The organism is Streptosporangium sp. NPDC049376, from assembly GCF_044466505.1.
In the GTDB taxonomy this organism is placed as follows: Bacteria; Actinomycetota; Actinomycetes; order Streptosporangiales; family Streptosporangiaceae; genus Streptosporangium.
The window spans coordinates 447,935-474,365 of record NZ_JBITMT010000005.1 but is presented as its reverse complement, the minus strand read 5'-3'; the positions used below and the strand labels follow the sequence as shown (position 1 = coordinate 474,365).

At 72.3% G+C, this 26,431-nt stretch carries 23 protein-coding genes, 1 tRNA gene and 1 pseudogene; 13 read left to right on the top strand and 12 right to left on the bottom strand.

The window, feature by feature from the left end:
* Positions 1 to 45: 45 nt before the first annotated feature.
* The 3 genes from ACIBVQ_RS17690 to ACIBVQ_RS17680 all read right to left on the bottom strand — a co-directional run bounded on the left by ACIBVQ_RS17690 (position 46) and on the right by ACIBVQ_RS17680 (position 3,867).
* Positions 46 to 942, bottom strand: a complete 897-nt coding sequence (locus ACIBVQ_RS17690) for an ABC transporter substrate-binding protein (protein ID WP_352010663.1) — start codon at positions 940 to 942, stop codon at positions 46 to 48.
* A 265-nt stretch (positions 943 to 1,207) separates the two neighbouring features.
* Complete coding sequence (locus ACIBVQ_RS17685) at positions 1,208 to 3,178, bottom strand: FtsX-like permease family protein (protein ID WP_399178533.1); 1,971 nt, start codon at positions 3,176 to 3,178, stop codon at positions 1,208 to 1,210.
* Positions 3,175 to 3,867: an ABC transporter ATP-binding protein gene (locus tag ACIBVQ_RS17680; protein ID WP_352010661.1), complete on the bottom strand. Its 693-nt coding sequence runs from the start codon at positions 3,865 to 3,867 to the stop codon at positions 3,175 to 3,177. The genes ACIBVQ_RS17685 and ACIBVQ_RS17680 overlap by 4 nt, the downstream gene beginning before the upstream one ends.
* Before the next feature lie 115 nt (positions 3,868 to 3,982).
* On the opposite strand from ACIBVQ_RS17680, the gene ACIBVQ_RS17675 reads away from it, so the two are divergent.
* Together ACIBVQ_RS17675 and ACIBVQ_RS17670 are read left to right on the top strand one after the other, a co-directional pair.
* Entirely contained in the window at positions 3,983 to 4,633 is a 651-nt protein-coding gene (locus ACIBVQ_RS17675) for a response regulator transcription factor (RefSeq protein WP_352010660.1), read from the top strand.
* 66 nt (positions 4,634 to 4,699) lie between these two features.
* Positions 4,700 to 5,449, top strand: coding sequence for a DUF4328 domain-containing protein (locus ACIBVQ_RS17670; protein WP_386186720.1), 750 nt, complete (start codon positions 4,700 to 4,702; stop codon positions 5,447 to 5,449).
* Here ACIBVQ_RS17670 and ACIBVQ_RS17665 read toward each other — a convergent pair.
* Both ACIBVQ_RS17665 and ACIBVQ_RS17660 read right to left on the bottom strand, forming a co-directional pair.
* Positions 5,389 to 5,655 carry a DUF6504 family protein gene (locus ACIBVQ_RS17665; RefSeq protein ID WP_352010658.1) on the bottom strand — a complete coding sequence of 89 codons (267 nt, stop codon included), beginning with the start codon at positions 5,653 to 5,655 and terminating at the stop codon, positions 5,389 to 5,391. The genes ACIBVQ_RS17670 and ACIBVQ_RS17665 overlap by 61 nt on opposite strands.
* Before the next feature lie 68 nt (positions 5,656 to 5,723).
* Entirely contained in the window at positions 5,724 to 6,518 is a 795-nt protein-coding gene (locus tag ACIBVQ_RS17660; protein WP_399178530.1) for a GntR family transcriptional regulator, read from the bottom strand.
* Positions 6,519 to 6,750: 232 nt separating this feature from the next.
* Here ACIBVQ_RS17660 and ACIBVQ_RS17655 point away from each other — a divergent pair, with 232 nt between their 5' ends.
* The 7 genes from ACIBVQ_RS17655 to ACIBVQ_RS17625 are packed head-to-tail and all read left to right on the top strand — an operon-like array spanning position 6,751 to position 14,181.
* Positions 6,751 to 7,938: an ABC transporter substrate-binding protein gene (locus ACIBVQ_RS17655; RefSeq protein WP_352010656.1), complete on the top strand. Its 1,188-nt coding sequence runs from the start codon at positions 6,751 to 6,753 to the stop codon at positions 7,936 to 7,938.
* A 3-nt stretch (positions 7,939 to 7,941) separates the two neighbouring features.
* A complete protein-coding gene (locus ACIBVQ_RS17650) occupies positions 7,942 to 8,826 on the top strand; it encodes an ABC transporter permease (RefSeq protein ID WP_399178528.1) in 885 nt (294 codons plus the stop codon).
* On the top strand, positions 8,814 to 9,677 hold the full coding sequence (locus ACIBVQ_RS17645; protein ID WP_399178526.1) for an ABC transporter permease: 864 nt from the start codon (positions 8,814 to 8,816) through the stop codon (positions 9,675 to 9,677). The genes ACIBVQ_RS17650 and ACIBVQ_RS17645 overlap by 13 nt, the downstream gene beginning before the upstream one ends.
* On the top strand, positions 9,674 to 10,717 hold the full coding sequence (locus ACIBVQ_RS17640; RefSeq protein ID WP_352010653.1) for an ABC transporter ATP-binding protein: 1,044 nt from the start codon (positions 9,674 to 9,676) through the stop codon (positions 10,715 to 10,717). The genes ACIBVQ_RS17645 and ACIBVQ_RS17640 overlap by 4 nt, the downstream gene beginning before the upstream one ends.
* A complete protein-coding gene (locus tag ACIBVQ_RS17635) occupies positions 10,707 to 11,378 on the top strand; it encodes an HAD family phosphatase (RefSeq protein WP_362908984.1) in 672 nt (223 codons plus the stop codon). The genes ACIBVQ_RS17640 and ACIBVQ_RS17635 overlap by 11 nt, the downstream gene beginning before the upstream one ends.
* Positions 11,379 to 11,418: 40 nt before the next feature.
* Positions 11,419 to 13,164, top strand: a complete 1,746-nt coding sequence (locus ACIBVQ_RS17630; RefSeq protein WP_399178523.1) for a serine/threonine-protein kinase — start codon at positions 11,419 to 11,421, stop codon at positions 13,162 to 13,164.
* A gap of 57 nt (positions 13,165 to 13,221) precedes the next feature.
* Positions 13,222 to 14,181, top strand: a complete 960-nt coding sequence (locus ACIBVQ_RS17625; protein WP_352010650.1) for a quinone oxidoreductase — start codon at positions 13,222 to 13,224, stop codon at positions 14,179 to 14,181.
* Between the two features lie 15 nt (positions 14,182 to 14,196).
* On the opposite strand, the gene ACIBVQ_RS17620 is transcribed toward ACIBVQ_RS17625, so the two are convergent.
* Entirely contained in the window at positions 14,197 to 15,549 is a 1,353-nt protein-coding gene (locus ACIBVQ_RS17620) for an FAD-dependent oxidoreductase (RefSeq protein WP_399178521.1), read from the bottom strand.
* A gap of 84 nt (positions 15,550 to 15,633) precedes the next feature.
* On the opposite strand from ACIBVQ_RS17620, the gene ACIBVQ_RS17615 reads away from it, so the two are divergent.
* Together ACIBVQ_RS17615 and ACIBVQ_RS17610 are read left to right on the top strand one after the other, a co-directional pair.
* A complete protein-coding gene (locus ACIBVQ_RS17615; protein WP_352010648.1) occupies positions 15,634 to 16,464 on the top strand; it encodes a patatin-like phospholipase family protein in 831 nt (276 codons plus the stop codon).
* Positions 16,465 to 16,478: 14 nt separating this feature from the next.
* Positions 16,479 to 17,510 (top strand): 1-acyl-sn-glycerol-3-phosphate acyltransferase, encoded by a 1,032-nt coding sequence (locus ACIBVQ_RS17610; protein WP_362908990.1) that lies wholly within the window; start codon positions 16,479 to 16,481, stop codon positions 17,508 to 17,510.
* Between the two features lie 3 nt (positions 17,511 to 17,513).
* Here ACIBVQ_RS17610 and ACIBVQ_RS17605 read toward each other — a convergent pair whose 3' ends face one another.
* The 5 genes from ACIBVQ_RS17605 to ACIBVQ_RS17585 form a co-directional block, all read right to left on the bottom strand.
* Positions 17,514 to 20,888, bottom strand: coding sequence for an NACHT domain-containing protein (locus tag ACIBVQ_RS17605; RefSeq protein WP_399178518.1), 3,375 nt, complete (start codon positions 20,886 to 20,888; stop codon positions 17,514 to 17,516).
* An 82-nt stretch (positions 20,889 to 20,970) separates the two neighbouring features.
* A complete protein-coding gene (locus ACIBVQ_RS17600; protein WP_362773442.1) occupies positions 20,971 to 21,180 on the bottom strand; it encodes an SHOCT domain-containing protein in 210 nt (69 codons plus the stop codon).
* Positions 21,181 to 21,183: 3 nt separating this feature from the next.
* Positions 21,184 to 22,749, bottom strand: a complete 1,566-nt coding sequence (locus ACIBVQ_RS17595) for a cobyric acid synthase (protein ID WP_399178516.1) — start codon at positions 22,747 to 22,749, stop codon at positions 21,184 to 21,186.
* Between the two features lie 230 nt (positions 22,750 to 22,979).
* A complete protein-coding gene (locus ACIBVQ_RS17590; RefSeq protein ID WP_362773448.1) occupies positions 22,980 to 23,927 on the bottom strand; it encodes a cobalamin biosynthesis protein in 948 nt (315 codons plus the stop codon).
* Positions 23,911 to 24,711: an aminoglycoside phosphotransferase family protein gene (locus ACIBVQ_RS17585; RefSeq protein WP_352010642.1), complete on the bottom strand. Its 801-nt coding sequence runs from the start codon at positions 24,709 to 24,711 to the stop codon at positions 23,911 to 23,913. The genes ACIBVQ_RS17590 and ACIBVQ_RS17585 overlap by 17 nt, the downstream gene beginning before the upstream one ends.
* 210 nt (positions 24,712 to 24,921) lie before the next feature.
* Here ACIBVQ_RS17585 and ACIBVQ_RS17580 point away from each other — a divergent pair.
* Positions 24,922 to 24,995 (top strand) — tRNA-Arg (locus tag ACIBVQ_RS17580).
* A 55-nt stretch (positions 24,996 to 25,050) separates the two neighbouring features.
* Here ACIBVQ_RS17580 and ACIBVQ_RS17575 read toward each other — a convergent pair.
* A pseudogene (locus ACIBVQ_RS17575) lies at positions 25,051 to 25,323 on the bottom strand (tyrosine-type recombinase/integrase); the annotation flags it as partial.
* A 54-nt stretch (positions 25,324 to 25,377) separates the two neighbouring features.
* Between ACIBVQ_RS17575 and ACIBVQ_RS17570 the strand changes: the two are divergent.
* Positions 25,378 to 26,201, top strand: a protein-coding gene (locus tag ACIBVQ_RS17570) for an IS5 family transposase (protein WP_399178606.1) whose coding sequence is annotated in 2 segments (ribosomal slippage) — positions 25,378 to 26,149 and positions 26,149 to 26,201 — 825 coding nt in all. Because the reading frame shifts where the segments join, the coding sequence is not laid out codon by codon here.
* Positions 26,202 to 26,431 lie beyond the last annotated feature (230 nt).

Sequence of the window (26,431 nt, the reverse complement as noted above, 5' to 3'; positions counted from 1 at the left end):
GCCGCGGCGGGCGCGCCACAGCCGGAGATCTGCGGAGACCGGCGGTCAGGCCGCGACGCCCTGGACCCGCCGGGGCTCCCCAAGCCGCGCGGCCACGACCTGGTCGAGGGCGGGCACGACCGCCGCCCGCGCGTCGACGCGGCCGGTCAGGAACCCGGCGTCGTAGAGCACGTCGGCGGCGTCCTGCTGCTCGGCGACGAACGTCCCGCTCACCGGTTCGAGCCGCCAGGGGAGCCGTCTGAGCGCGGTCGTCCAGGAGTCGACGGAGCCGCCGACGGCCTCGACGACCAGTTTGGCGGCCTCGACGGGATGCTCCGCCGCCCACCTGTCCGCCTCGCGCAGCGCCGAGACGACCGCGGCCAGTTCCTGCGGCGCCGACTCGGCCAGGCTCCTGCGGGTGAACAGGACCGAGCGGTCCGCGACGACCCCGGCGGTGCCGGAGAGCCTGGTGAAGTGCCCCGCGCGTTCGGCCTCGACCAGGTCGGCGCCCTCGGCGACCCAGCCGGCCACCACCCCGTCACGCAGCCAGAGCCTGGCCTCCGAGGCGGCGGGCCTGGGCTCGATGTCCTGGTAGGACAGCCCGGCGTCGGCGAGGACCTTGGCCAGGAAGTGGGTCTGCCAGGAGCCGACGCGCAGTGAGACCGGCTGGTCCCGCAGGTCGGTCACGGTCATGACCGGCCCGTTCTTCGCCACCAGCAGGGCGCCGTGGCCGTGGCGCGGCGCGGAGGCGGCCACGTAGGCGACGGGCAGGTGCGCCGCCTGGGCGGCGAGCGGGAGCGTCGAGCCGGTCCCGCCCAGGTCGATGACCCCGTCGGCCAGCAGTTCCCCGGTCCTGCCCGCGTCGGAGTAGCGGTGGATCTCGATGCCTTCGAGCAGGTGGTCGAGGTGGGACAGGAAGAACAGCGAGGGATTGTCGACGTGCACCCCGACACGGATCGCCATCGAATCGCTCCTTGATCTTTTCCCGGAGGGCCCGAACGGTCTTTTCCCGCAGGGCCCCGAACCGGAGCCGGCGAACGAGGCGAGCCGCCGGCTCCGTCCCGCGGGCGGCGCCCGTGGCCGTGAGGCGCCGTCCCCGTCTTCGGAGAGATCCCGGCGGGAAGGTCAGCGCCCGCCGCGGCACCTTCACCTGCCGGGGTCTCCGTGGGTCCTACCGTAACGACCCGTCGGCATATTTACAACTTTCCCTACCAGTTGAATAGGAATACTAGTCGGGTCTGGGCGCCGGGTTGGCCGTGACCGAGCGCAGCAGCGGCGCGCTCGCCGCCCCCGCCGCGGCGACCCCCGCGAAGCCGAGCCCGACGCAGACGAGCAGCGTGACCAGGCCGGAGACGTTCATCGTGGACAGCGCGAACGGCAGCGCGCAGAACATGCCGACCGCGATCGCCCCGCCTCCCATGACGGCCAGCGGCAGGAGCGTCTCGGTACGGCGGGCCGCGTCGAGCACCTTCATCGGGGTGCCCGCCAGGTGCAGCAGCGCGTAGGTCTGCCTGCGGTCCAGGATCGAGGAGGCCGCGGTGATGCCCGCGCTGGCGACGGCCACCAGGAACGACACGGCGAGCACGGTGACCGTGCCGGTGCGGATGTCGTCCAGGACGCGGAAGCCGGAGCGGTCGTCGTCGGCCGCGGTGGTCGCGCTGCGGCCCGGCACCAGGCCGTCCAGGGCGGTGCGCGCCCGGTCCGCGACGGCGACGTCGGAGGTGCCGAGGGCCGCGACCAGCACCCTGCCCTGCCCTTTACCGCGGCCGCCGCCTGCCTTGACGGTGACCGTGGCCCGCACCCCCGCGGCCGACAGCCGTTCCCTGGCCGTCGCCGAGAGCTCGGCCGCCTTGGCGGGCGGCACGGACAGGCGCAGGTTCTCGGCGTCGGCGTGACCGAGCAGCCCGGCCCCCGGGGTGAGCAGGCCGATGAACCCGGCCACGAACCCGGTCAGCGCGACACCGCTCACGGTCCGCCAGGCGGCTCGGGGATCGTCGATCATGCGGCGACCGGCGAGGAGCCCCGCGGGACGTCTGGCCGAGGCCGCGACGATCCTGCCCAGCAGGCCGACCACCCACGGGCCGACCAGGTTGACCGCCAGGAAGGCCAGGCTCAGGACGACCGTGACCACGCCGACGCTCGCCCCCATCCCGAGGGTGGGCACCACGGCCAGGACGGCCAGCAGCGCCAGGACCCGGACGAAGCGCATCGCGGGTGGCGTCTCCCTCTTGGCGACGCCGAGCGGGCTGACCACGACCCGGCGCAGGCCGACGACGGCGGACAGGCCGACGAGCAGCGGCACCACGGCCAGCACCCCGAGCACGGGGAGCACCCCCGGCCAGGTGTCGGCGACGAACCAGGGGCCTCCGTCGATCGAGATCCTGGTGAGCAGCGGGGTCATCAGGAAGTAGAGCACGGCGCCGAGCACCGCCCCGGCGAACGCCGTGATCATCGCCTCGGCGACGGTCATCGTGACGACCTGTCCGGGAGTGGCCCCGACCAGCCGCAGCGCGGCCAGGCGCTGGTCCCTGCGGGCCACGGTGAGCCTGGCCGCCGCCCCGCCGAAGACCAGCAGCGGCACGACCATCAGCACGCTCGCGATCAGCGCCAGGATCTGGTAGCCGATCGCGTTGTCCGTCCTGGTGCCGGTGAAGCCGGAGATCCTCGTGGGGGCGATGTCGTCGTGCCCGTCGACGGCGGGTCCCGCGGTCATGGCCGGGGAGCCGGGGGCCTGCCCCCGGACGGCGACCAGCTCGTCCGGATGGACCAGGGCCGCGTCGCCGACCCTGCCGCCGCCCTTCCCCGTGAACCGTCCGGCGAGCCGGTCCTCGGGCAGCCGCTTCACCAGCTCGGCCAGCGCCGGGGAGAGCCACACCTCGCCGGGCGCGGGGAAGCGGTCGAGGCCCGGGGGCGCGGGCGCCCCCGGTTCGAGGGCCGCCACGTCGACGACGGTGATCGGCCGGTTCTCCACGTGGTCCAGGTGCACGGCCTGGATCGCGACGGCGTCCCGGGGGGCCTCGACCGGGTTGCGCCACGCCCCCCGGTCCGCCCTGCCCTGGAAGGCGAGGTTGGCGGTCACGGCGAACAGCAGCAGCCCGGTGGACACGGCCACCGCGACCACGGTCAGCGCGGAGCCGAGCAGCCCTCTGCGACCGCCGCCGCGCAGCAGCCGCCAGGCGAGTCCGACGACCCCGTTCATCCCCCGACCCCGATCGCCTGGGTGGAACCGGGGATGACCTGCCCGTCGCGGACCTCGACGACGCGGTCGCACCAGCGGGCCACCTGGAGGTCGTGGGTGACGACGACCAGGGAGGCGCCGTTGTGCTTGGTCGCCTCGACCAGCAGGCTCATCGTGTCGTGTCCGGTGCCCTGGTCGAGGGCGCCGGTGGGCTCGTCGGCGAAGATCACCGCGGGCCCGGTGACCAGCGCGCGGGCGATGGCGACCCGCTGGGCCTGGCCTCCCGACAGCTCACCCGGCCTGCGCCCCTCCATGCCGCCCAGGCCGAGCGGGCCGAACCACTCGCGGGCCCGCCGTACGGCGTCGCCCCTGGACACGCCGCCGAGCATCAGCGGCAGCGCGACGTTCTCCTCCGCGGGCAGTTCGGGCAGGAGCTGCCCGAACTGGAAGACGAACCCGAAGCGGGTACGGCGCAGCTCACTGCGGCGGCGCTCCCCCAGCGCGTCGATGCGCTCGCCGAGCAGCCTGACCTCGCCCGCGTCCGGCTTCATGATCCCGGCGAGGCAGTGCAGCAGGGTCGACTTCCCCGACCCTGAAGGCCCCATGATGGCCAGCGCCTCCCCTCCGGCCAGGGCGAGGCCGACCCCGCCCAGCGCCACGGTCGGGCCGAACCGCTTGACCAGGCCGATTCCCTCAAGAACAACACTCATGGCCAAGACCCTCTCCCGGCGGGGCCGTACGGCGGATCGGCCGACCGGCCCGACAACCGGACTCCCTTATCAGCCGAAAGACCGACATCGGCGTTGGGCTGGCAGAATCGATCGCGTGACGATTCGGGTACTCATCGCCGACGACCAGGAACTCGTGCGGACCGGCTTCCAGATGATCCTGGACGCCCAGCCGGACATGGAGGTCGTGGCGACCGCCGCGAACGGCGCCGAGGCGGTCGAGCACGCGCGCAGGCTCCGGCCCGACGTGTGCCTGCTGGACATCCGGATGCCGAAGCTGGACGGCCTTGAGGCCACCAGGCTGCTGGCCGGGCCCGGGGCCAGGGACCCGATGCGGGTGGTCATCGTCACCACCTTCGACCTGGACGAGTACGTCTACGGCGCGCTGCGCGCCGGGGCGACCGGGTTCCTGCTCAAGGACAGCGGGCCCACCCTGCTCATCGAGGCGATCAGGGCCGCCGCGGCCGGGGACGCCCTCGTCTCGCCCTCGGTGACCGTACGGCTGCTCGAACACCTGGCGCGTCCCCGCCACGGCGGCGGCAGGCCGCCGAGCGAGCCGCTCACTGAACGCGAGTTCGACGTCGTCCGCCTGGTGGCCAGGGGAAGGACCAACCAGGAGATCGCCGCGGAGCTGTTCGTCTCGCTCTCGACGGTCAAGACGCACCTGGGGAGCATCCAGGCGAAACTCGGCGCGCGCAACCGGGTGGAGGTCGCGGCCTGGGCCTGGGAATCTGGCGTTGTGGGCTGATTAGCCGGGCGGCCGACGGGATACAAGAAGGGCAGGTCCTTCAGCGCGTCCCGGGGGGAGAGACACATGCGCTTCGTCCCGCCGGTGCCCAGGAGATCGGCCCTCGTCGTCCACGTGACCCTCGCCGCCCAGGTGCTCACGGTCGCCGCCCTGGTGGTCTTCGAGCACGTGCGGGGCAGGCGGCTCGCCCGGGAGATATCGGCGCTCGGCGGTGACCCGCACGCCCCCGGCGCGCAGGCCGTCGTCGGCGCGGTGACCGTCTTCGCCGTCCTGGTCATGCTGGTCGCGGTCGCCACGGTCGCGGGCGCGGCGGCCTATCTGACCTGGCTGGTCCAGGCCAGGCAGAACGCCGCCCTCTCCTGGACGCCCGCCCTGCCCGTACTGGCCGCCTGGCTCGTCCCCGGGGTCAACCTGGTTCTGCCTCCGCTGCTGGTCCACCGCCTGTGGCGGGCCTCCCGCCCGCCCGCCGACCGGCGCCCGCGCTGGGTCGCGCTGCTGGCCGCCTGGTGGCTGAGCTGGCTGGCCACGCTCGCCGTCGCCGTGATCCGGCTGCCCTTCGGCGCCCCGCACGGGAACTCCGACCTCACCGGCCTCGGCCTCGCCGACCTGACGGTCGTCGCGCTCGGCGCGCTGCTGTGCGCGGCGACGGTGCGGCAGGTCACCGCGATCCAGACGGCGGGCGCGCGGGCCTCGGCGCACGCCCTCACCCTGGCCGCGCAGGCGGGGCCGTTCCACGTGGCGGCCGGCGGACGGCGTCAGTCCCAGGCCCGCATCAGCAGCCAACCCTCACCCGCGGTGTCGAAGCGCAGTTCGTAGGTGCCCCGCCCGTCTCCGGGGTCGGCCTCGACCCGCCAGAAACGGCGCTCTCCCGGGTCGCCCTCCGAGGTCTTCCACCACTCGCGTGCGACCACCCACCGGTCGAGCACCTGGCGCACGGCGTAGAGCCGGTCGCGCCAGACGAACTGGACCGGCTGGCCGTCACGGGTCCAGACCTCGATCGGATCACCGTAGAGTCTGCTCACGGCACATCTCCCCGCGGTTCGCGTCCGCGCCCGGGGGAAGACGGGCCTGGCCCATCGAACATACGTTCTCATGATATGAGGCGCAAGTCCCCCATCTGTCTCACCAGTGGGTTGGCGTCAACCGAGTTGCGGATGCTGAAGGTCACGCTGCCCGCGCGGTAGCGGTCGTCGGACCACTCCACGGGACGGCCCTCGTGGGTCGTGGTGACCCGGCGCTGACGCAGCAGCGGGCTGCCACGCCGTACGACCAGGAGGCGGGAGTCCTCGACGCCGGCGGAGACCGCGTCGATGAGGTGCTCCCCGTAGGCGAAGACCAGGCCGACGTCCTCGTAGAGGGCCTGGGTGATCGACTCGCAGTCCGGGGGGATCCGTTCGACGGCCGGGGCGATCCAGCCCGCGTAGACGGTGCGTTCGAGCATCACCGGTTCGCCTTCGAGGGAGCGCAACCGCAGCACGGAGAGCACCTGGTCACCCGGCTGGAGCGCCAGCCGTACGGCCTCGGCCGCGTCCGCGCCCCGGCGGCGCTGTTCGAGCACCTGGCCGCTGACCCGGTAGCCCATCGCCTGCGCCCACTGCGCGAAGCTGTTCAGCTCGGCGAAGCTCTGGCTGCGCTCGCGGCCGACCACGATGCGCCTGGCCCCCTGCCGGGAGCCGACCAGGCCCTCGGCCGCGAGCAGGGCGACGGCCTGGCGGACGGTGCCGCGCGAGACGTCGAAGCGGGTGGCGAGCGTCGTCTCCGAGGGGAGCTGGGAGCCCACGGCGTACTCGCCGCACATGATCGCCTCCCTCAGCTCGGCGGCGATCCCCACGTAGCGCGCCGCGGCCCGGCCGCCGGGCTCCGCCCCGTTTCCCGTGTCAACCAAGGCCCCGTCCATTCCTCGTGTCCGCGCTGCGCGCATCGGACGCATCGGGTGCTTCGCCTTCCTCACCCTAGACAAGGGTGAATGACTCATGAAGCCACAGCTCATGCGTTCCCCTGACGTACTTCGAGCGTTCATCGAGGGGCAACCGGGAGCCGACCCGCCAAGGCTAGCTTGTTTGGACAAGTTCGTGAATTTCTGTGCTTAGTGCACGACATCCCCTCTGGGAGAGAACGTGATCTCATCTCGCGTCCGCCTCGCGGGCCTGGCCGCCCTCCTCGCCGCGGGCGTCACGGCGTGCGGCGCGGCCCCGACGACCGCGTCCCCCGCCGCGTCCTCCTCGGACGCGGCCTCCGGCGCCGCGGGGCAGGCCCCGGCGGCGGGCGCGGCGGCCACCGCCACCTCGGCGGCCGACCTCGGCGGGCTGGACAAGCTCGTCGAGGCCGCCAAGAAGGAGGGCAGGCTGCACGTCATCGCGCTGCCCCCGGACTGGGCCAACTACGGCAAGATCATCGAGGCGTTCACCGCCAAGTACGGCATCGAGATCGAGAGCGAGACCCCGGACGCCGCGAGCGCCGACGAGATCAACGCGGTGAAGACCCGCAAGGGCCAGGACCGCGCCCCCGACGTGCTCGACCTCGGCCAGTCCTTCGCCATCAGCGGCGCCGCCGAAGGCCTGTTCGCGCCCTACAAGGTGCAGACGTGGGACAAGATCCCGGACAACCAGAAGGAGCCGACCGGCCTGTGGTTCAACGACTACGGCGGCTACGTCTCGATCGGCTGTGACGCCAAGAAGATCGCCAAGTGCCCCGAGTCCTTCGCCGACCTGCTCAAGCCCGAGTACAAGGGCAAGGTCGCGATGAACGGCAACCCCACCAAGTCGGGTTCGGCGTTCGCGGGCGTCTACGCGGCGGCCCTGGCCAACGGCGGTTCCTTCGACGACATCCAGCCGGGCCTGGACTTCTTCAAGAAGCTCAAGGCCGCGGGCAACTTCAACCCCGTCGAGACCACCCCGGCGACCATCGAGAAGGGCGAGACCCAGATCAGCGTCGACTGGGACTACAACAACGCCGCCTACGCCCCCAAGCTCGTCGACAAGGGCCTCGACTGGAAGACCGTCATCCCCTCCGACGGCAAGTACTTCCAGCTCTACGCGCAGGCCATCAACAAGGACGCCCCGCACCCGGCCGCCGCCCGCCTGTGGCAGGAGTTCCTCTACAGCACCGAGGGCCAGAACCTCTACCTCGGCGGCTTCGCCCGCCCGGTGCTGCTGCCCGCGATGCAGGCCGACGGCTCGGTGGACAAGGCGGCCGAGGCCAACCTGCCTCCCGTCGAGGGCGAGCCGACCTTCCCGACCGACGCCCAGGTCGCCAAGGCGAAGGAAGTCCTGGCCACCGGTTGGGGCGCCGCAGTCGGCGGCTGACCCATGGCCGAAACCATGTCCCCTCCCGGTACGGCCGCCGCGGGACGCCGTACCGGGCGCGCCTGGCCCGCCGCCGTGCCCCTTCTGGCCTTCATGGCGTTCGCGTTCGGGATTCCCGCGGTGGCGCTGCTGTCGGGCGCCTTCACCGTCACCGACCCGGCGAGCGGCCGGACCTTCATCGGCACCGCCAACCTGGCCGAGAGCCTGCGGGGCAACTACCTCACGACCCTGCTGGGCAGCGTGCGCCTGTCGGCGGTGGTCGCGGCGCTCGGCGCGCTCCTGGGTGCCCTCCTCGCCCAGGCGGTGGTCACCTCCTCCTCGGCGGCGCTGCGCGGGGCGGTGCTGTCCGCCTCGGGCGTGCTGGCCAACTTCGGCGGGGTGCCGCTGGCGTTCCTGTGGGTGGCGACCCTGGGCAACTCCGGGGTGGTCACCACGGCCTTCGGGCTCGGCGAGTCGGGCTGGAGCCTGTACGGCTTCTGGGGCCTGGTCCTGGTCTACATGTACTTCTCCGTGCCGTTGATGGTGCTGGTCATGGCGCCCGCCCTTGAGGGTCTGAGACCGCAGTGGCGGGAGGCGGCCGACAGCAGCGGGGCCAGTGCCTGGCAGTACTGGCGGCACGTCGGCGTCCCGGTGCTCGCCCCCTCGCTGCTCGGCGGTTTCGTGCTGCTGTTCGGCGGCGCGTTCGCCGCGTACGCGACCGCGGCGGCGATCACCGGCAGCACGGTCCCCCTGGTGACCCTGCAGATCGCCGACGCCCTCACCGGTGACGTGCTCGTCGGGCACGAGAACGTCGCGCTCGCGCTCAGCCTCGACATGGTCGTCGTGGCGGGCCTGGTCATGGCGGTGCACCTGCCGCTGCAGAGAAGGAGCGGCCGATGGCTGCGGTGACCCCCGTCCTTGAGGCCGCCCCCCGGAGCCTCGCCCCCGCCGGGAGGCGGCGGGTCCGCCTGTGGCGCGGCCTGACACTGGGACTCGCGGCGGTCTACTTCCTGCTCCCGCTGGCCACCTCGTTCTGGTTCACCGCCTACAACGAGCGTCAGGGGTTCTCCCTGGCCCCCTACCCGAGGATCGTGTCCGCCGAGGGCTTCGGGGCCAGCATGCTGCTGTCGCTCGGCCTGGCCGTGGCGACGATCGTGGTCACGCTCGGGCTCACCCTGCCCGCGACGCTGGCCGTACGGCTCGGCGCGCCCCGGCTGCGGCCGGTGCTGGAGGTGGTCTGCACGCTCCCGCTGGTGGTGCCGCCGATCACGTTCGTCTCCGGGATCGGCACGGTGCTGCGGTTCGGGCCGGACGCGCTGGCCGCGACGCCGTTCTGGGGGACGCTGATGGCGATCCAGGACGAGCGGTTCCCCGTGGTGCTGGTGCTGGCCTACGTGGTGCTGGCGCTGCCGTTCGCCCACCGGTCGCTGGACGCGGGGCTGCGGGCGATCGACGTGCGCACCCTCGTCGAGGCGGCCCGTGGCCTGGGGGCCTCGTGGCCGTACGTGCTGCTGCGCGTGATCGTCCCCAACCTGCGTTCGGCCATCACCGGCGCCGCGTTCCTCACCCTGGCGCTGGTGTTCGGCGAGTACACCGTCGCCGCGCTGCTCGGCTACCGGACCTTCCCCGTCTGGATCGTGACGGTCGCGGGCTCCGAGGGGCAGTTGTCCGTCGCCGTCTCGCTGCTGAGCCTGTTGATCATCTGGTTGCTCTCGCTCGCCCTGTCCGGCGCGGGCGTCGAACGAAGGAGGTCGTCGTGACCGCCGGTGTCGAGTTCCGCGGGCTGCGGCGGGTGTTCGGCCGTACGGTCGCCCTGGACGGCCTCGACCTGACCGTCCGGCCCGGTGAGCTGATGGCGCTGCTCGGGCCGTCCGGCTGCGGCAAGACCACGGCGCTGCGCTGTGTCGCGGGCTTCGAGCACCCCGACGAGGGCGCCGTGATCGTCGACGGCGAGGACGTCACCCGCAGGCCGGCCAACCGCAGGGACACGGGCATGGTCTTCCAGTCCTACAGCCTGTTCCCCAACCTGAACGTCCGCGACAACGTGGCCTTCGGCCTGCGGGTCCGCAAGGTGCCCGCCGCGAAACGGCACGCCAGGGCGGCCGAACTGCTCGAACTGGTCGGGCTTCCCACGCACGGCGAGCGCTACCCGCACGAGCTGTCCGGCGGCCAGCAGCAGCGCGTCGCGCTGGCCAGGGCGCTGGCACCCGAGCCCCGGGTACTCCTGCTGGACGAGCCGCTGTCCGCGCTCGACGCCAAGGTGCGCCTCACCCTGCGGGAGGAGATCCGGCGGCTGCAGCTCGACCTGGGCATCACCACCGTCTTCGTCACCCACGACCAGGAGGAGGCGCTCTCGGTCGCCGACCGGGTCGCGGTGATGCGGGAGGGACGGCTCGAACAGTGCGCCCCGCCCGCCGAGGTCTACGACAGGCCCGCCACGCCGTTCGTGGCCGAGTTCGTCGGCACGATGAACCACCTGCCGGGCCGCCTCTCGGGCAGGGAGGTCACGGTCCTCGGCCTGAGGCTGCCCGTGGAGGGCCCGCTGCCCGCCACACCCGAGGTGGACGTGCTGGCCCGCCCCGAGGCCGTGCTCCTGTCCCCCGACCCCGAGGGGGAGGGACTCGTCGTCGCCTCCTCCTTCCGCGGCTCCTCGGCCAGGCTGCGGGTACGGCTCGGCGACCTGGAGATGCTCAGCGACGTGCCCGGCCACGACACGGCCCGGCTGGCGCCCGGCACCAGGGTCGGCGTCGGTCTCGTACGGCGGCCCGTCCTCGTCGCGGGCCGCGCCGATGCTCCCTGAACCGCCGCCCCCTGAACTGGGCGCCGTCCTGTTCGACATGGACGGCACCGTCGTGGACACCGAGGGGCTGTGGCGGCGGGCGTGCGCGGAGGTGGCCGCCGAACTCGGCCTGCGGCCCGGCGAGGTCGACCCCGAACACGTGCACGGCCGCCCCGCCGAGCACACCGCCGCCCACCTCCAACGGCCCGGCGTTCCCCTCGGGTGGATCAGCGAGCGGCTCACCGGGAAGTTCGCCCGTCTGATCGCCCTCGGGGTGACCCCGCTGCCCGGCGCGCTCGCGCTGCTGGACGGCCTGGCCTCGGCCGGGGTGCCGACCGCCCTGGTCACCGCCTCCTCCCGGCGGATCGTCGAACCGGTGCTCCGCACGGTCGGGGCGGAGCGCTTCCGTCTGGTGGTCGCCGCGGAGGACGCCCCGCGCGGCAAGCCCGCGCCCGACCCCTACCTGCTGGCCGCAGCCGGTCTCGGCCTCGACCCCGCCGTGTGCGTGGCCGTCGAGGACAGCCCCGTCGGCCTGGCCTCCGCCCTGGCCGCGGGGTGCAGGGCGGTCGCCGTCGCGGGGGCGCGCGCCGTGCCGTACGGCGTGCTCTCCGTGAACAGCCTGGAAAAGATCGACGTCACGCTGCTGCGGAGGCTGGTGGCGGGGGAGATCTCGATAGGCTGAGCCGTTCGTGCAATGGCGGATGCGGTGGTTAGGTGTGGCGGTGGACGATCTGGATGCGGGTGATTCCTTCCAAATAGGGCAGTACCGGGTGGTCGGCCGGCTCGGCAGAGGGGGGATGGGCACCGTCTACCTCGGTGAGGCACCCGACGGGCAGCGAGTCGCCATCAAGGTCATCAACCCCGAGTACAGCCGCCACGACCAGTTCAGGATGCGCTTCCGCCGCGAGGCCGACGCCGCCCAGCGGGTACGCAGGTTCTGCACGGCCGCCGTGATCGAGACCGCGCTCGACGGCGACCAGCTCTACGTCGTCACCGAGTACGTCCCCGGCCCCAACCTGGAGGAGGCCGTACAGAACGGCGGGCCGCTGCGCGGCTCCAGCCTCGACTCGCTCGCGGTCGGCGTGGCGACCGCGCTGGCCGCCATCCACTCCGCCGGGGTGGTCCACCGCGACCTCAAGCCCTCCAACGTGCTGCTCTCCCCGGTGGGCCCCCGGGTGATCGACTTCGGCATCGCCCGCGCGCTCGACACGCTCGGCGGGATCACCGGGACCGGCGAGATCCTCGGCACCCCCCGCTACATGGCGCCCGAGGCCCTGCGCGGCGAACCGCTGTCGGCGGCGTGCGACGTCTTCTCCTGGGGCTGCCTGGTCGCCTTCGCCGCCAGCGGCAAGGCCCCCTTCGGCGGGGAGAGCCTGCCGTCGGTGCTCTACCAGGTGCTCAACACCGAGCCCTCCCTCGACGGCCTTGAGGGGTCGCTGCGCGAGCTGGTGACCCACGCCATCGCCAAAGACCCCCTGCGCAGACCGACCTCCCAGCAGATCCTCGACCACCTGGTCGGCCGCTCGGCCCCGCACGAGCAGGCCGCGGACTCGGTCCAGGCCGCCTGGCAGCGCGGCCCCGCGGTGCCCGACTTCGTCGAGGCGGGCGGGACGGCCGTGTGGACCGGCCAGGAGCCGCTCGGGACGACGGTCCCGCCGGGCACGCCCGCTCCGCGGCGACGCCGTACCACGAGGACGGTCGTGGTCGGGGCGGTCTCCGCCCTGGCCGTGGTGGTCGTGGGAGCCGGGCTGTTGCTCAGCCTGGCCTCGGGCGGGCCGCCGGAGAACCTCCCCCTGCTCTACCAGGAGGACTTCACCCAGAGCGGCAACGGCTGGAGCGGCGGCGTCTACGACGGCACGTCCGACCGGTACGGCTACTCCCCCGACGGCTTCTACGCCGTGGACGTGGACGGCGGCTACCCGGTGGGACGGCAGAAGGCGCCGATCGGCTTCCTGACCGCCCCGCCCGTGGTCCCCAACCTCCTGGCCAGCCCGACCCCGGTCATCCCCGACCGGTTCCTGCTGGGCGTCGACGCCGGGACCCGCCCAGGAACCGAGGGGCCCGGCGAGTACGGCCTGTTCTGCCGCGGCGAGGAGAGCTACGAGGCGACCCGCTACGAGTTCCTGGTCGACACCCTCGGCACGGCCCGCATCCGCAAGGCCGTCAAGAGCGGCGGCGGCGAGCTGATCAAGGCCGTCCCGGTCGACCTGCCGGAGAAGGGCCCGGTGCGCATCCAGGCCGAGTGCGCCGGCGGCCCCGACGGCGTGCGGCTGACCATGTGGGTGGACGGCGAGCAGGTCGGGACCGTCCTCGACGCCAACCCGCTGCCCAGCGGCCAGGTCGGCGTGCTCGCCCGGGTCGGGGAGAAGAGCAGCGCGACACTCAGGGCGTCCTTCGACAACTTCACCATGCGCGGCGTCCCCCGCGAGGACGACTCCCCCACGCCCTCCGGCGGGAACAGCGAGTGACCCCCACGGGGTTGGGGACGATGATCGAACCATCCAACGAGCGAAGGAGCCAGCACGATGCGTGCCATAGTCGTCTCCGCGACCGGCGGTCCCGAGGTCCTCGCCTACACCGACCACCCGGACCCGGAGCCGAATCCCGGTGAGGTGCTCGTCGACGTCGCCGCCAGCGGGGTGAACTTCATCGACGTCTACCACCGGATCGGCCGCTACCCGCTCTCGCTGCCCTTCGTCCCCGGCAACGAGGGCGCGGGCACCGTGGCCGCCGTCGGCGAGGACGTGACCGGTCTGTCCGTCGGTGACACCGTGGCCTGGGCCGGGGTGATGGGCAGCTACGCCGCCCGCGCGGTGGTGCCCGCCTCGCAACTGCTGGCCGTACCCGAGGGGATCGACGCCGAGCAGGCGGCGGCGGTGACCCTGCAGGGACTGACCGCCCACTACCTGACCCACTCCACCTACGAGGTGAAGCCCGGCGACGACGTGCTGGTGCACGCGGCGGCCGGGGGCGTCGGCCTGCTGCTCGTCCAGATCGCGAAGCTGCGCGGCGCCCGGGTGATCGGCACGGTCTCGACCGAGGAGAAGGAGACGCTGGCCCGCCAGGCGGGCGCGGACGAGGTGCTGCGCTACGACGGCTTCGCCGAGGCGGTGCGCGACCTGACCGGTTCCGGCGTGCACGTCGTCTACGACGGCGTCGGCGCGGCCACCTTCGACGACAGCGTCGCCTCGCTGCGCCCGCGCGGCATGATGGCCCTGTACGGCCAGGCCAGCGGCCCGGTCCCGCCCGTCGACCCGCAGGTCCTGGCCAGGGGCGGCTCCCTGTTCCTGACCCGCCCCAGCCTCGGTCCCTACGTCGCCACCCGCGACGAGCTGGCCTGGCGGGCCTCGAACATCTTCGGCTGGGTGGCCTCCGGCGACCTCAGGGTCCACATCTCCGCCCGCTACCCCCTGTCCGAGGCCGCCCAGGCCCACAGGGACCTGGAGGCCCGCCGCACCACCGGCAAGCTCCTCCTGCTCCCGTAGGGACCCTGCGAGGGTTCAGCCCCGCAGGACCCGCCACATGACGGACGGGCGCATGAGGGCGGACGGGGGGTCGAGCAGGCCGGTCACCCGGGTGAAGGCGACCGCGGCCTCGGCGTCGTGCGAGGCGGCCCGCTGCAGCCTGCGGACGTAGGCGTCCATGAACCTGGCCTGCGGGGTCATGGGCACCCCCGTGTCGCGCGCGGCCAGGTCGGCGCCCGTCGACAGCTGCCAGGCGGGGTCGAGGGCCTTGGCCGCCGCGGTGAAGTAGCGGCGGGCCAGGCCCTCGGTGCCCTCGCGCAGGCACTCGCGCATCGCGGACGCCTCAAGCGCGGCGACCGACATCCCCTGCCCGTAGATCGGGTTGAAGTTGCACAACGCGTCCCCGGCGACCAGCAGCCCCTCCGGGAAGCGTGTCAACCGCTCGTAGTGGCGCCGTACGCTGGCCGGAATCCTGGCCAGCCCGATCTCGCCGAGCGGTTCGGCGGCGCGCACCACCGCGGCCACCTCGGCGGGGACGACCTCATCGACCCAGGCGAAGAAGTCGGCGGGGTCCGCGGGCGCGGGCGCGCCCGCGTTGCCGCCGAGCGTCGCCAGCCAGCGGTCCCCCTCGACCTGGCACAGCGCCACCCCCTTCGGCTGGCCCGGGTAGGTGCCGACGAGGACCAGCCTGTCCTTCATCGACCCCTCGGGAAGGCGCAGGTACCACGTCGCGTAGGACACCTCGACCTTGACGACCTCCTCCTCGGGCCGCTCGAACCCCATCGTCTCCAGCCAGGCGAGCGTCCGCCCTCCCCTGCCCATGACGTCCACGACGAGGTCGGCGGGCAGTTCCTCGTCGGCACCGGCCCGTCCGGCGGCGGCGATCCGCACCCCGGCGACCCGTGCCGTCCCGGAGGAGTCGTCCGTCATGAGGCCGGTGACCTGGCTGCGGTCCCGTACCGTCACCGTCGGCAACGCCCGTACCCTGCCCAGCACGTGCCGTTCGAGGAAGGGCCTGGTCGCCGAGATGCCCCGCTCCCCGGTCGGCGTCCGCGCGAACTCGTGACCCCCCATGATCATCCGTAAGTGCACGATCATCTCGTACGACACCGCCCCGGCCGCGACCATCTCCTCCGTGACGCCGGGGAACAGCTCCTCGATGATCCGTAACCCCCTGGGCAGCAGGGCGTGGGCGTGGAAGCCCTGCGGCACGCCCCTGCGCGGCCCGTCCGGCCCCTCCCCCGACAGGTCGTCCCGCTCGACGAGCGTCACCCGGTCGTAGAAGTCGGCCAGCGCCCGCGCGGTGAGCAGCCCGCCCATCCCCGCCCCCAGCACAACCGCGTGTTTCCCAGCCCTGCGGATCATCATCGCCTCCCGTCGCCGTACCAACGGTTCGAATCTGCCGGAAAGATCACCGAAGATCGAGACTTGACGTCAGGAAACAGCCGGGACGAAGCCGTCTATCGTGAAGCCATGGATGTGGACACCGCTTTCGTGCTCGGCGGCGGAGGCGTGCTCGGGGCCCACGAGGTGGGCATGCTGCGCGCGCTCGACGAGGCGGGCGTCAAACCGGACGTGGTCGTCGGCACCTCCGTCGGAGCGCTGAACGGCGTGGTGCTCGCGGCCCACCCCGGTGACGCGGTCAGGCACCTCACCTCCCTGTGGCGCTCCGAGGTCGTCCGTACGGCCTTCGCCGGATCGTGGGTCACCCGCCTGTCCACGCTGGCCAGGAGCGGCACCCACCTGCACTCCCCGGAGCCGCTGCGCGAGCTGCTGACCCGGACGCTGCCCGTGTCCCGAATCGAGGAGCTGGCGGTGCCGTTCCAGTGCGTCGCCGCCTCCGTGGAGCACGCCCGCGCCCACTGGTTCACCGAGGGCCCGCTGGTCGAGGCGGTCCTGGCCTCGTGCGCGGTGCCCGGCCTGCTGCCGCCGATCCGGGTCGGCGACGACCACTTCCTCGACGGCGGCCTGGTGCACAGCATCCCGGTCGGCCGGGCGGTCGCCCTGGGCGCCCGCCGCGTCTACGTCCTGCACGTCGGCCGGATCGAACGGCCGCTGACCGTCCCGCGCCGTCCCTGGGAGGTCGGCCTGATCGCCTTCGAGATCGCCCGCAGGCACCGTTTCGCCGAGGAGATGGCCGCCCTGCCCGGAGGGGTCGAGGTGCACGTCATGCCCTCGGGCTCGGAGAACAGGCCGGGCGTCGACCTCTCCCAGCTGCGTTACCGGGACTCCTCGCAGATCTCCGGACACATCCGGCGAGCCTACGAGGCCTCCTCCCGCTACCTCGCCGAACTGGCCCGATAGAAGAGGGGGTGGCCGTGCTTCCTCCGCGCATCATCCGCCGGTTGGTCCTCGCCCCCCTCGTCATCGTGCTCACCGTGGCCGCGGTGGTCACCCTGCCTGTCTGGCTGCTGGTGGTCACCGCGGCCTCACTGCGCCTGCCGCCCCCGCAACGGCGCGGCACCCGGCTCGTCTGGTTCGCGGTGGCGTGGCTGACGCTGGAGTCCATGGCGCTGATCGCCTGCCTGTGGCTGTGGATCATCGACCTGGGCGGCAGGCTGAGCCACGACGAACGTGAGGAGCGGCACTACGCCCTGGTCAGATGGCTGCTGTCCAGCGTGTACGGCGCCGCCGTACGGATCTTCGGGCTGAGCGTCGAGATCGACGAGCCGAGGGCGACCCCCGAGGAGCTGTCCCGCCGCCTGACCCGTCCGGTGATCGTCCTGTCCCGGCACGCGGGCCCCGGCGACTCCGTCCTGCTCGTCCACCACCTGCTCACCCGGTACGGCAGGCGCCCCAGGATCGTGATGAAGGCGGCGCTGCAGCTCGACCCGTCCCTGGACGTCGTGGTCAACCGGCTGCCGAACGCCTTCGTCCCGCCCGACGTGGAGACGGGCGGCGTCGTCACCGAGATCCGCCGCCTGGCCTCGGACATGGAGGCCGACGACGCCCTGGTGATCTTCCCCGAGGGGGGCAACTTCACCCCGAAACGCCGGGGACGGGCGATCCTGCGCCTGGAGGACCGGGGGCTGCGTGAGGAGGCCGCCCGCGCCCGGCGCCTCGAACACCTGCTGCCGCCCCGCCCCAACGGGGCCCTGGCCGCCATCGAGGCCTGCCCGTCCGCCGACGTGGTCTTCGTCGCCCACACCGGCCTGGACGACCTGGTCACCCTCGGCGACGTCTGGCGCAGGCTGCCGGTGCGCGCGGAGGTCAGGGCGGGGTGGTGGCGGGTGCGGGCGGAGGACGTGCCCACAGGCCGGGAGGAACGGATCACCTGGCTGTTCGACCAGTGGGACAGGATAGACGCCTGGATCACCGAGCACCGCTCGGCCCCGGTCGCCGGGGACTGAGGGTTAGGATCTCTCGATCTTCGCGCTGCGGTGCAGCAGGTGGACGTTGCGGAACTTCTGAGTTGGGTCAGCGATCACGCGAAGCCCCGGCTTCCCGGCCAGCGGGGCCAGGTCGAGGTCGGATGTCATGCCTCGCACACAGACCGACCGCAGCTCGGTCAGAGAAGCGAGCGGCGACAGATCCGTCACCTGGGAGGATCTCTCAAGGGAGAGAAACTCAAGTTTCGACAGCTCGGCCAGCGGACCGAGGTCGGAGGCCGGGGTCTCGTAGAGGGTCAGGCTTTCGAGGCCGCGCCGACGAGCCAAGGGTGACAGGTCCCTCACCGGGCACGTCCCGAGACGCAGCAGGAAGAGGTCGTCGAAGGCGTCGAGCGCGTCCAGGTCGTCGACGGTGGTGTCCCACAGGCTCACCGAGCGAAGCCGCGGACAGTGATCGGCCAGGACGCGTAGCCCGCCGGCGACGTCGCCGCCGGAGAGAGCGAAGCTCCCCAGCCGCGGAAGATCCGCGAGGAATCTCAGGTCCTTCAGGTGGGGAACCTGATGGAGGTGCAGACTCCTCAGCTCGGTCTGCCTGGCGACCGGACCGAAGTCGTCGATCAGCGCCAGACCCGCGAGGGTCAATATGTCGAGACGGGGCATCCGGTCGAGGAAGGCGAGATCTCCGGTGAAGCCCCGGCCCTGCAGGATCAGATCCTCCAGCGCGGACAGCCGGGTGAGGGGCTCCAGGTCGGCGGGAAGTGACGACTCCACGTCGATCGACAGCCACTCCAGGCCCGTCAGAGTCCCCACGGCGTCGAGGTCGGCCTCGTCCATGGAGTCCATGGAGTACACGGTCAGCCCGCGTAACCTCGGCAGGCCGCGCAGGAAGTCCAGCCCACCGGAAACGGGACAGGACACGTGGAGGCTGCGCAGCCGCTCCAGACGGTGGAGGCTGCCCAGCAGACGCGGGTTGTCGACCTCCAGCCTTTCATCGAGCAGTGGCGCGTCCGCGAGGACCTCGGTGGCGTAGTGGTCGGGGTCGAAGTAGTCCCACCCGGCGACGAGTTCCTCCTGGACCTTCCCCCGAGGGTCGTCCCGGTACCCGGCGAGCCTGCGCAGCGCGCGCGGGCCGTTGACCAGCCAGCAGGTCCGCACCGTCGCCACCGCCCGCGCCTGCGACAGGCCGCCCAGGTCGTCGGGAAGACGGCGCAGGACCTCCTCTCCCGCGAGCGCGAGCACCCTCGCCTCGGCCGCGTTCCTGGGCGGGATCACCTCGGCCAGGCACGCCTCGACCCGTTCCTCCAGGTCGCGCGGGAGTTCCTGGATCGTCTCCAGGCAGCCGGCGACCAGCAGCCGCAGCCTGCGCGCGTGCCTGTCCCGGCCGTCGATCCGGTCGAGCAGGCCGCCGAGCAGCTCCCGCCGTACCGGGGCGTTGGCGTGCCCGGCGGCCATCACCACCGTCTCGCGCCACTGGTCCAGGTGGGCCCGCTCGACCAGCGGTTCGACGTCGGCGTCGTCGGCCGCCTGCTTGGCCGCGAGATACTCCTGGACCGTCCGGTGCACGAAGTCGATCCGCCCGGGAACCGGCTCCCTGATCACCCCGCTGCGCTGCAGCAGATGGTCGAGTACGGCCCGCGCGGGTGCCTCGACCCTGGGCATGGTCCCGATGCGCTCCTCGACCCGTTTGAGCGCCGTGGCCGAGGAGAGCTCGGAGCGGCCCAGCATCGTGAGCCGCCAGGCCAGGTCCTGGAGAATGCGGACCTTCTGCTCGGGTTCGAGGGTGACCTCGACGGCGATGCCGCGTTCTGCGTCCCGGCGTTCGAGCAGCAGTTCCAGGGCGGCCTCGTACAGCCCCATCCGGTTGCGCGGCAGTTGTTTGCCCCGGTCGAGGTTGAGCGCGCACAGCATCGCCGCGAGCAACGGCGTCGAGGCCAGCGCCCGCAGGTGCGGGCTGCTCTCGAACCTGGCCAGCAGCGCGCCCTCGTACTCGTCGAGCCGCTCCGGCGCGCACGGCAGGCTCCGGGAGCCCCGCATCGCGACGTGCCACTGCCGTACCAGCTCGCGCAGGTCGGCGGGAGTCATGGGCTCCAGCAGGACCGGGGAGAAGCCCTCCTCGGTCAGCCAGCGCGCGTCGGCCGCCGCGGGCCGGGAGGTCACCACGGTCACGGTCCCCGGGTAGGCGGCCAGCAGCCCGCCGAGCCACTGCCTGACCGCGGGCCGGTGCCGTACGGCCAGCTCGTCCACCCCGTCCACGAGCAGCAGGGCGCGTCCCGCGTCGAGAATCCGGTGCGCCCAGCCCTCGGGCATCCGGCCCGCGAGCGGCGCGGCGACGTCGGCGAGGACGTCCTCGGGGCCCGGCAGCCTGCCCGAGGGGTGGCTGCGGAGCTTGACGAAGAGCGGGACACGGCCCTTCCAGGGGGCCAGGTCCCCGAAGAAGCCGTTCCGCGCGGCGGTCACCGACAGCCAGCGCAGCAGCGTGCTCTTGCCCGAGCCCGCGTCGCCCCGCAGCAGCACCCGGCGGGAACGGCCGAGGGCACTCTCCACCCGCAGGGTCGCCGCCTCGTACCCACCGCCCGCGCCGGGCAGGTCGGTCAGGTCGGCGAAGCGCATCCGCTCGGGGACGCGCTCGCGCGAGCGGTCCTCCAGCGAGACGTTGAGGCTGATGTAGGCGACGCTCAGCGTGGCGCGGGGGCGGTAGTTCTCCACCCGGACGCCGAACAGCTCGACCTCGTCGAGGGTGGTGCCGAGGTGTTCGAGATAGCGGCGTTCGAACTCCGCGTCGTCCTGGGTGCCGGTCGGCGCGTCGAGCGAGCGGGCGGGCAGCCTGGCCAGTCCTGAGGCGACCTGCTGGCCGAGGGCGGCGATCCGCTCCTCCACGGCGGACAGGCGGCTCAGGGCCTCGGTGGCGGCCCTGGGGAGATACTGCGGCAGCTGTCTGACGATCCTGAGCAGGCAGTCGAGGCACTCGTCGAGCAGCACGTCGTACAGCCTGGCCCCGGCCTCGCCGAGCTGGCGCGCGGGGTCGCCGAGGCCCTTCCTGAGATCTTTGGCGAGCTTGACGGGGTCCATGTCGGCGGCCATGAGGGCCCTGTCCGACAGGTCGGCCGATCCAAGGGCGGCGACGACCTCGTGCAGCACGGCCGTCCTGTCGTTCTCGGTGAGGCCGCCGTACTCCTGCTCGGCGAGGACCGCGATCCGCCGTTCGACGCCGTCCGCGATGGCGGCGAGCTGGCGTTCCAGGCTGCGCCGTACGAACCGGTCGGGGAAGCCGGCCCGGATCAGCTCGGACAGGTCGGCGTCGCGTTCGGCCTTGGCGGCGCGGGCGGCCAGGCCCTCCCGCAGGGCGCGTTCGGCGACGGCTCTGCCCGCTGCGGCGACGACGGCTTCCAGTCCGGACATGCTGCTCCTCGGCGCGCGGTGATCCCCTCCAATGATCAACCAAAAAGACGCCGGTTACTGAAAAATCCGGATAACCACGGAGCTACCAGTCCTGGGAGAGCCCCGACATGCGACGGAAGTACTCGTCCTCGTCGATCTCTCCCGCCGCGTAACGGCGCTTGAGGATCTCACGAGGGTCTTCTTCGAGCGCGGGCCGCGGCTTCCCCCGCAGCATGCGCACGAGCGGCCCCGGGCGGACGACCACCAGGATGATCACCGCGATGACGAGCAGGGGCAGTACGAGCCGGAGCATCACTCACCTCCCATGCTTCTGTTGTGCGAAATTCTGCGAGAAGTCCGGCGCTTCACGCAAGGACCCGCCCGGCGGCAGCACCGGCAGACCCCGCGGGGCACCGCCGTCGAGCAGCCGGAACAGGGCGCCGGTGTCCAGGTGCCGCTCGACCATGTCGCCCAGGGCGTCCAGCCTCTCCTGCCGCAACGCGGCGAAGGAGACGTCCGGAGCCGGGACGAAGTCACGCCCGCTGACGGCCGCGACGTCGGCGAGGAAAGCCCTGCGGAAGTCGTCGTTCTCCAGCGCCCCGTGCCAGGTGGTGCCCCAGACCGAGCCGGATCGGCAGCCGTCGAGGAAGGGCTCTCCCCCGTGCGCGGTCACCACGCCGTGGTGGATCTCGTAGGCCTCGACCCGGCAGCCGTAGGCGACCCCCGAGGGCCGCCCCAGCGTCTTCTCCGCGGCGAACTCCACCGTCGCCGGCAGCAGCCCCAGCCCCTCGACCGTCCCCTCCCCCGACTCGACGTCGTCGTGGATCGCCCCGGCGAGCATCTGGTAACCGCCGCAGATGCCCAGCACCGCCCGCCCCGGCAGCGCGTCGGCCAGTCCGCTCGCGCGCAGCCACGCCAGGTCGGAGACCGTGGCCCTGGACCCTGGCAGCACCACCAGGTCGACGTCGTCGAGTTCGGCGGGCGAGGTCACGAACCTGACCGTCACCCCGGGCTCCGCGGCCAGCGCGTCGAAGTCGGTGAAGTTGGACACCCTCGGCAGTCTCACCACCGCGACCCTCAGGGTCTGCCGGCCGTACGGCGGGCGGGCGGCCGTGGGCCTGCCGTTCAGGGCCAGGGAGTCCTCCACGTCCAGCCACAGGCCGTCCAGCCAGGGCAGCACGCCGTACACCTCGCGGCCCGTCAGTCCCCTGATCATGTCGAGGCCGGGGGCGAGGATCTCCGGTGCCCCCCTGAACTTGTTGATCACGAACCCGGCCACCAGCGCCTGGTCGTCCGGATCGAGAAGGGCGACCGTGCCGTACAGCGAGGCGAAGACGCCGCCCCTGTCGATGTCCCCGACCACGACCACCGGCAGGTCCGCCGCCCTGGCCAGGCCCATGTTCGCGATGTCGCCCCTGCGCAGGTTGATCTCGGCGGGACTGCCCGCCCCCTCGCAGACCACCACGTCGTAGCGTTCCCGCAGCCGCCCGAGCGCGTCCACGGCCACCTGGCGCAGCCGTTCCTTGACGTCCCAGTACTCCATGGCGTCCACCTCGGCCAGCGGTCTGCCCATGACCACGACCTGGCTGCGCCGGTCGCTGCCCGGCTTGAGGAGGATCGGGTTCATGTCCGCGGAGGGCTCAAGGCCGCACGCGGCGGCCTGCATCGCCTGCGCCCTGCCGATCTCGGCGCCGTCGGCGGTGACGAAGGAGTTCAGCGACATGTTCTGCGCCTTGTACGGCGCCACCCGCACCCCCTGCCTGGCCAGCCAGCGGCAGATCCCGGCGGTGACGACGCTCTTGCCCGCGTCCGAGGTGGTCCCGGCGACCAGCAACGCCCCTTTGACCGGGGCCGGAGCATCATGTGGGGGAAGGCTCGTCATACCTCACAGCATGCCGTACCGCCCATGTCGGCTTGGCGGCGTGGGCGGACCCTGTCGGCGTGGGTCCGAAAAACGCCGCCTTCGTCGATGCAGGCCCGGGAGCCGGGGCCTGGGGCTCGCTCGCACCGCCGGGGACCGCTCTCGCCTCTCTTGCCGCCGCAGGCGCAAAGGATCGCTCCCGGCGCCGCCGGCACAGGAGGCCCTTTCCGGCGCCGTGAACTCAGAGGCCCCTACCGCCGTCGACGCAGGAGCGTCGCCAGCACCGCCACGCCCGCCGCGGTGAACCCGACCGCCCTGGCCAGCCGTACGGCGCGGCGGATGTCCGGCACCGAGGGCTTGGGGCCGTCCCCCATCTCCGGGCGGTGCTCCACGCGGTCGCCGTACACGTTGACACCGCCGAGCGTGACGTCGAGCGCCCCGGCGAAGGCCGCCTCGCAGCGACCCGAGTTCGGGCTGGGATGGCGGTGACCGTCCCTGCGCAGCATCCGTGCCGAACGCCGGGCCGAGCCGCCGACCACGGGCGCGCACACGGCCGTGAGCAGGCCGGTGATCCGTGCCGGGGCGAGGTTGGCGACGTCGTCGAGCCGGGCGGCGGCCCAGCCGAACCGCTCGTAGCGGGCGCTGCGGTGGCCGACCATGGCGTCCAGGGTGTTGACCGCCCGGTAGGCCAGCAGCCCGGGAACCCCGGCCACCGCCCCCCAGAACAGCGGCGCGACCACGGCGTCCGAGGTGTTCTCCGCGACCGACTCGACCGTCGCCCTGGCCAGTTCCGCCGCCTCAAGCCGGGAGGGATCGCGCCCGCACAGGTGCGAGAGCCTGCCGCGTGCGCCCGCGAGGTCGTCCGCCTCAAGGAACTCCGCCATCGCCACGCCCTCGCGCCCCAGCGTCGTGCCGCCGAGCACCGCCCAGGTGGCCACCGCGCTCAGCGCGCCCCGCAGCACCGGATTGCCCGTCCTGGCCACGGCCACCCCGAGCAACGCCACCGGGCCGACGCACAACGCGACATGGACGACCCCGGCGGGGCGGGCGTCGCCGTACAGACGGCTCTCCAGCGCCGCCGCGGCCCGGCCGAACAACGCGACCGGATGTCCACGCCTCGGATCACCCAGTACGGCGTCCGCGACGACTCCGGCGAGCATCCCCAGAGCCTCTGCCCGGGTTTCAGATGAGATGGCCATGAAGCCGGTCCTGGTTCCTCTCAAGCCAGGCGCACGCCCGACGGATGCGTGCCCCGGCGCCACCCTCCCACATCCGGGCCCAGCCACCGCCCAGGGACTCCGCCCTGGCGCGCATGGCGACGTAGGAGCGGTTGAAGCGAAGCCTGGACAGGTCGAGCAGGCGGCGACGGTCCCGGGCCGCCAGGCCGTACGCGTCGCAGAACAGCCGCAGCCTCGGCCCGACCGCGAGATCGGCCTGGAGCGGCTCCAGGTCGACGGGGTCGGCGATCGGCGCCCAGTGCCGCAACGTCGTCACCACGTCGAACAACCGGGTCGTCGGCCTGGCCATGTCGAAGTCGATCAACGCGGCGGGCAGCCCGTCCCTGAAGATCACATTGTCGAGGTTGACGTCGCAGTGGCCGACCAGTTCGGCGGGCGCGTCGTCGTTGGACCCCGTCTCCCAGCAGGCGCCCCGGGGCGGGACGAACCCGGCGCAGGCGTCGTGGAAGCGCCGCAGCAACTCCGCCAGGGCGACCAGCGACTCGTCGGTGAGCGCGTAGGCGGGCAGCGGCCTGGGGGCCGACTCCCCCACGACGTAGGTCAGGATCTCCCTGCCCTCCTCGTCGAACCCCATGGTCCTCGGCGCCCCGTCGAATCCGGCGCTCTCCAGGTGCCGCAACAGCGCGTGCACCGACCGCGTCGAGGTACGGACCGGTCTGCGGACGGTGTCGCCGACCCGCACGACACCGTCGGTCACGTCACCGCCCAGCAGGGGAATCTCCTTCTGGAACGTGACGGCGAACATGGCATACGAGCGTAGACCGCCTTTCCCTTCGAGGAGAACGATTTCCGGTGAAACGCCCAACGCGCCGCAGATCACCGCCCCTACGACCACTCCGCCGGGCAGATGTCCCCTGGGTACGCTCCCCTGCCCCCGGCCTGCGGAGTGATCCTCGCGACACAGACGGGAAACCGATGCGTACGCACTCCCCGGATCATGCACAATTAAGCGGGAGCGCCCTTAGCTCAGCTGGATAGAGCACCGGACTTCTAATCCGACGGTCGCAGGTTCGAATCCTGCAGGGCGCGCTATGTATGACCTGGCTCAGAAAGGCCCCTGGTAGACCATTGCCAGACCATCGCGTCAGGCAGACGCCGTTCGGGACCGACGCGGGATGATCGCCAGCGTCGCCTCGGCCACCTCCGGGACGACACTCGTATAGACGTCAGCGGTGAACGAGAACCGCGAGTGCCCGAGCGTCTCCGACACCACCTTCATCGGCACCCCCGCGGCGAGCATGAGCGAGGCCGCGCTGTGCCGGAGGTCGTGGAACCGGATCGGCGGAAGGCCGGCCCGCCGGATGAGAATCTCGAACCGCTGGCTCGCGAACTCCTCCCGCAGGGCCTCGCCGTTGCGCCGCGTGAAGACTTACAGCGTTGTCCTACATGGTGAGTGAGTCGTTGAACTCAGCTGGACGGCGGGCAATGGGACTGGATTGTCCCGGCGGGGCTGTGGGAGATCGTGCGGCCGTCGCCGTCGCCGTCGGCGCCGCGGGTGCGCCCGCAGGGCGGCGGGATCGTCGGTGTCGCTGATGAGGCGGTGTTCGCCGCGGTCGTCTGCGTGCTGGTCAGCGGATGCGCCTGGCGGGCGCTGCCGCCGTGTTTCGCCGCCTCGAAGTCGACTGTGCACCGCCGGTTTTTGATCTGGTCGCGGGCTGGAGTGTGGCATCGGTTGCATCAGGCCGTCCTGGACCGGCTCGCCGACGACGGCCTGCTGGATGTGTCGCGCGTGGTGCTCGGCTCGGCGCACGTGAGGGCCAAAAAAGGGGACGAACACACTGGTCCTTCACCCGTGGACCGGGGTCAACCCGGTTCCAAGCTGCACATCCTGTCGGATGCGGCCGGACTGCCCCTGGTCGTCGGCCTGTCGGCGGCCAGTTTCCACGACAGCCGCCGGTTGAAGCCGATGGTGCTCGCCCTCCCGTTGAGACACGACCCGGTTCGGGGCGGGTGTCGCAAGCCCGGCAAGCTTCACGCCGACAAGGCCTTTGATCATCCCGAGCTGCGGCGACGGCTGTGCGGCAGGCGTATCGGGGTGTGTATCACCCGCAAGGGCGTCGAGTCCGGTCAGCGGTTGGGCCGCCATCGGTGGGTGATCGAGCGGACCATCTCCTGGCTGCTCGGCTACCGGCGCCTGTCACCCCGTTACGAGCGTTACCCCCACGTCTACTTGGCCTTCTCACTCTCGTTGCGGCCCTCGTCTGTCATAAGCGACATCTCAAACTCACCATGTAGGACACGGTCTAAGCGGGATGGGGGAGCTGGTGAAGGTGTACCACTCGTCGGCGCCGGTGTATCGCCGAGCAGGCCACTTCGCGTCCTTCGCCGCAATCGCCGCGGCCCTCATCTGCCACCGCCGACCGGCCAAACGAGTCACGGCCCGAGACGGCCGGCGATACCTCTGAATTGCAGAGATTTCCGCATTTTGACATCCGATCCACTTCGCCTGAAAATCGTTAAAAGAC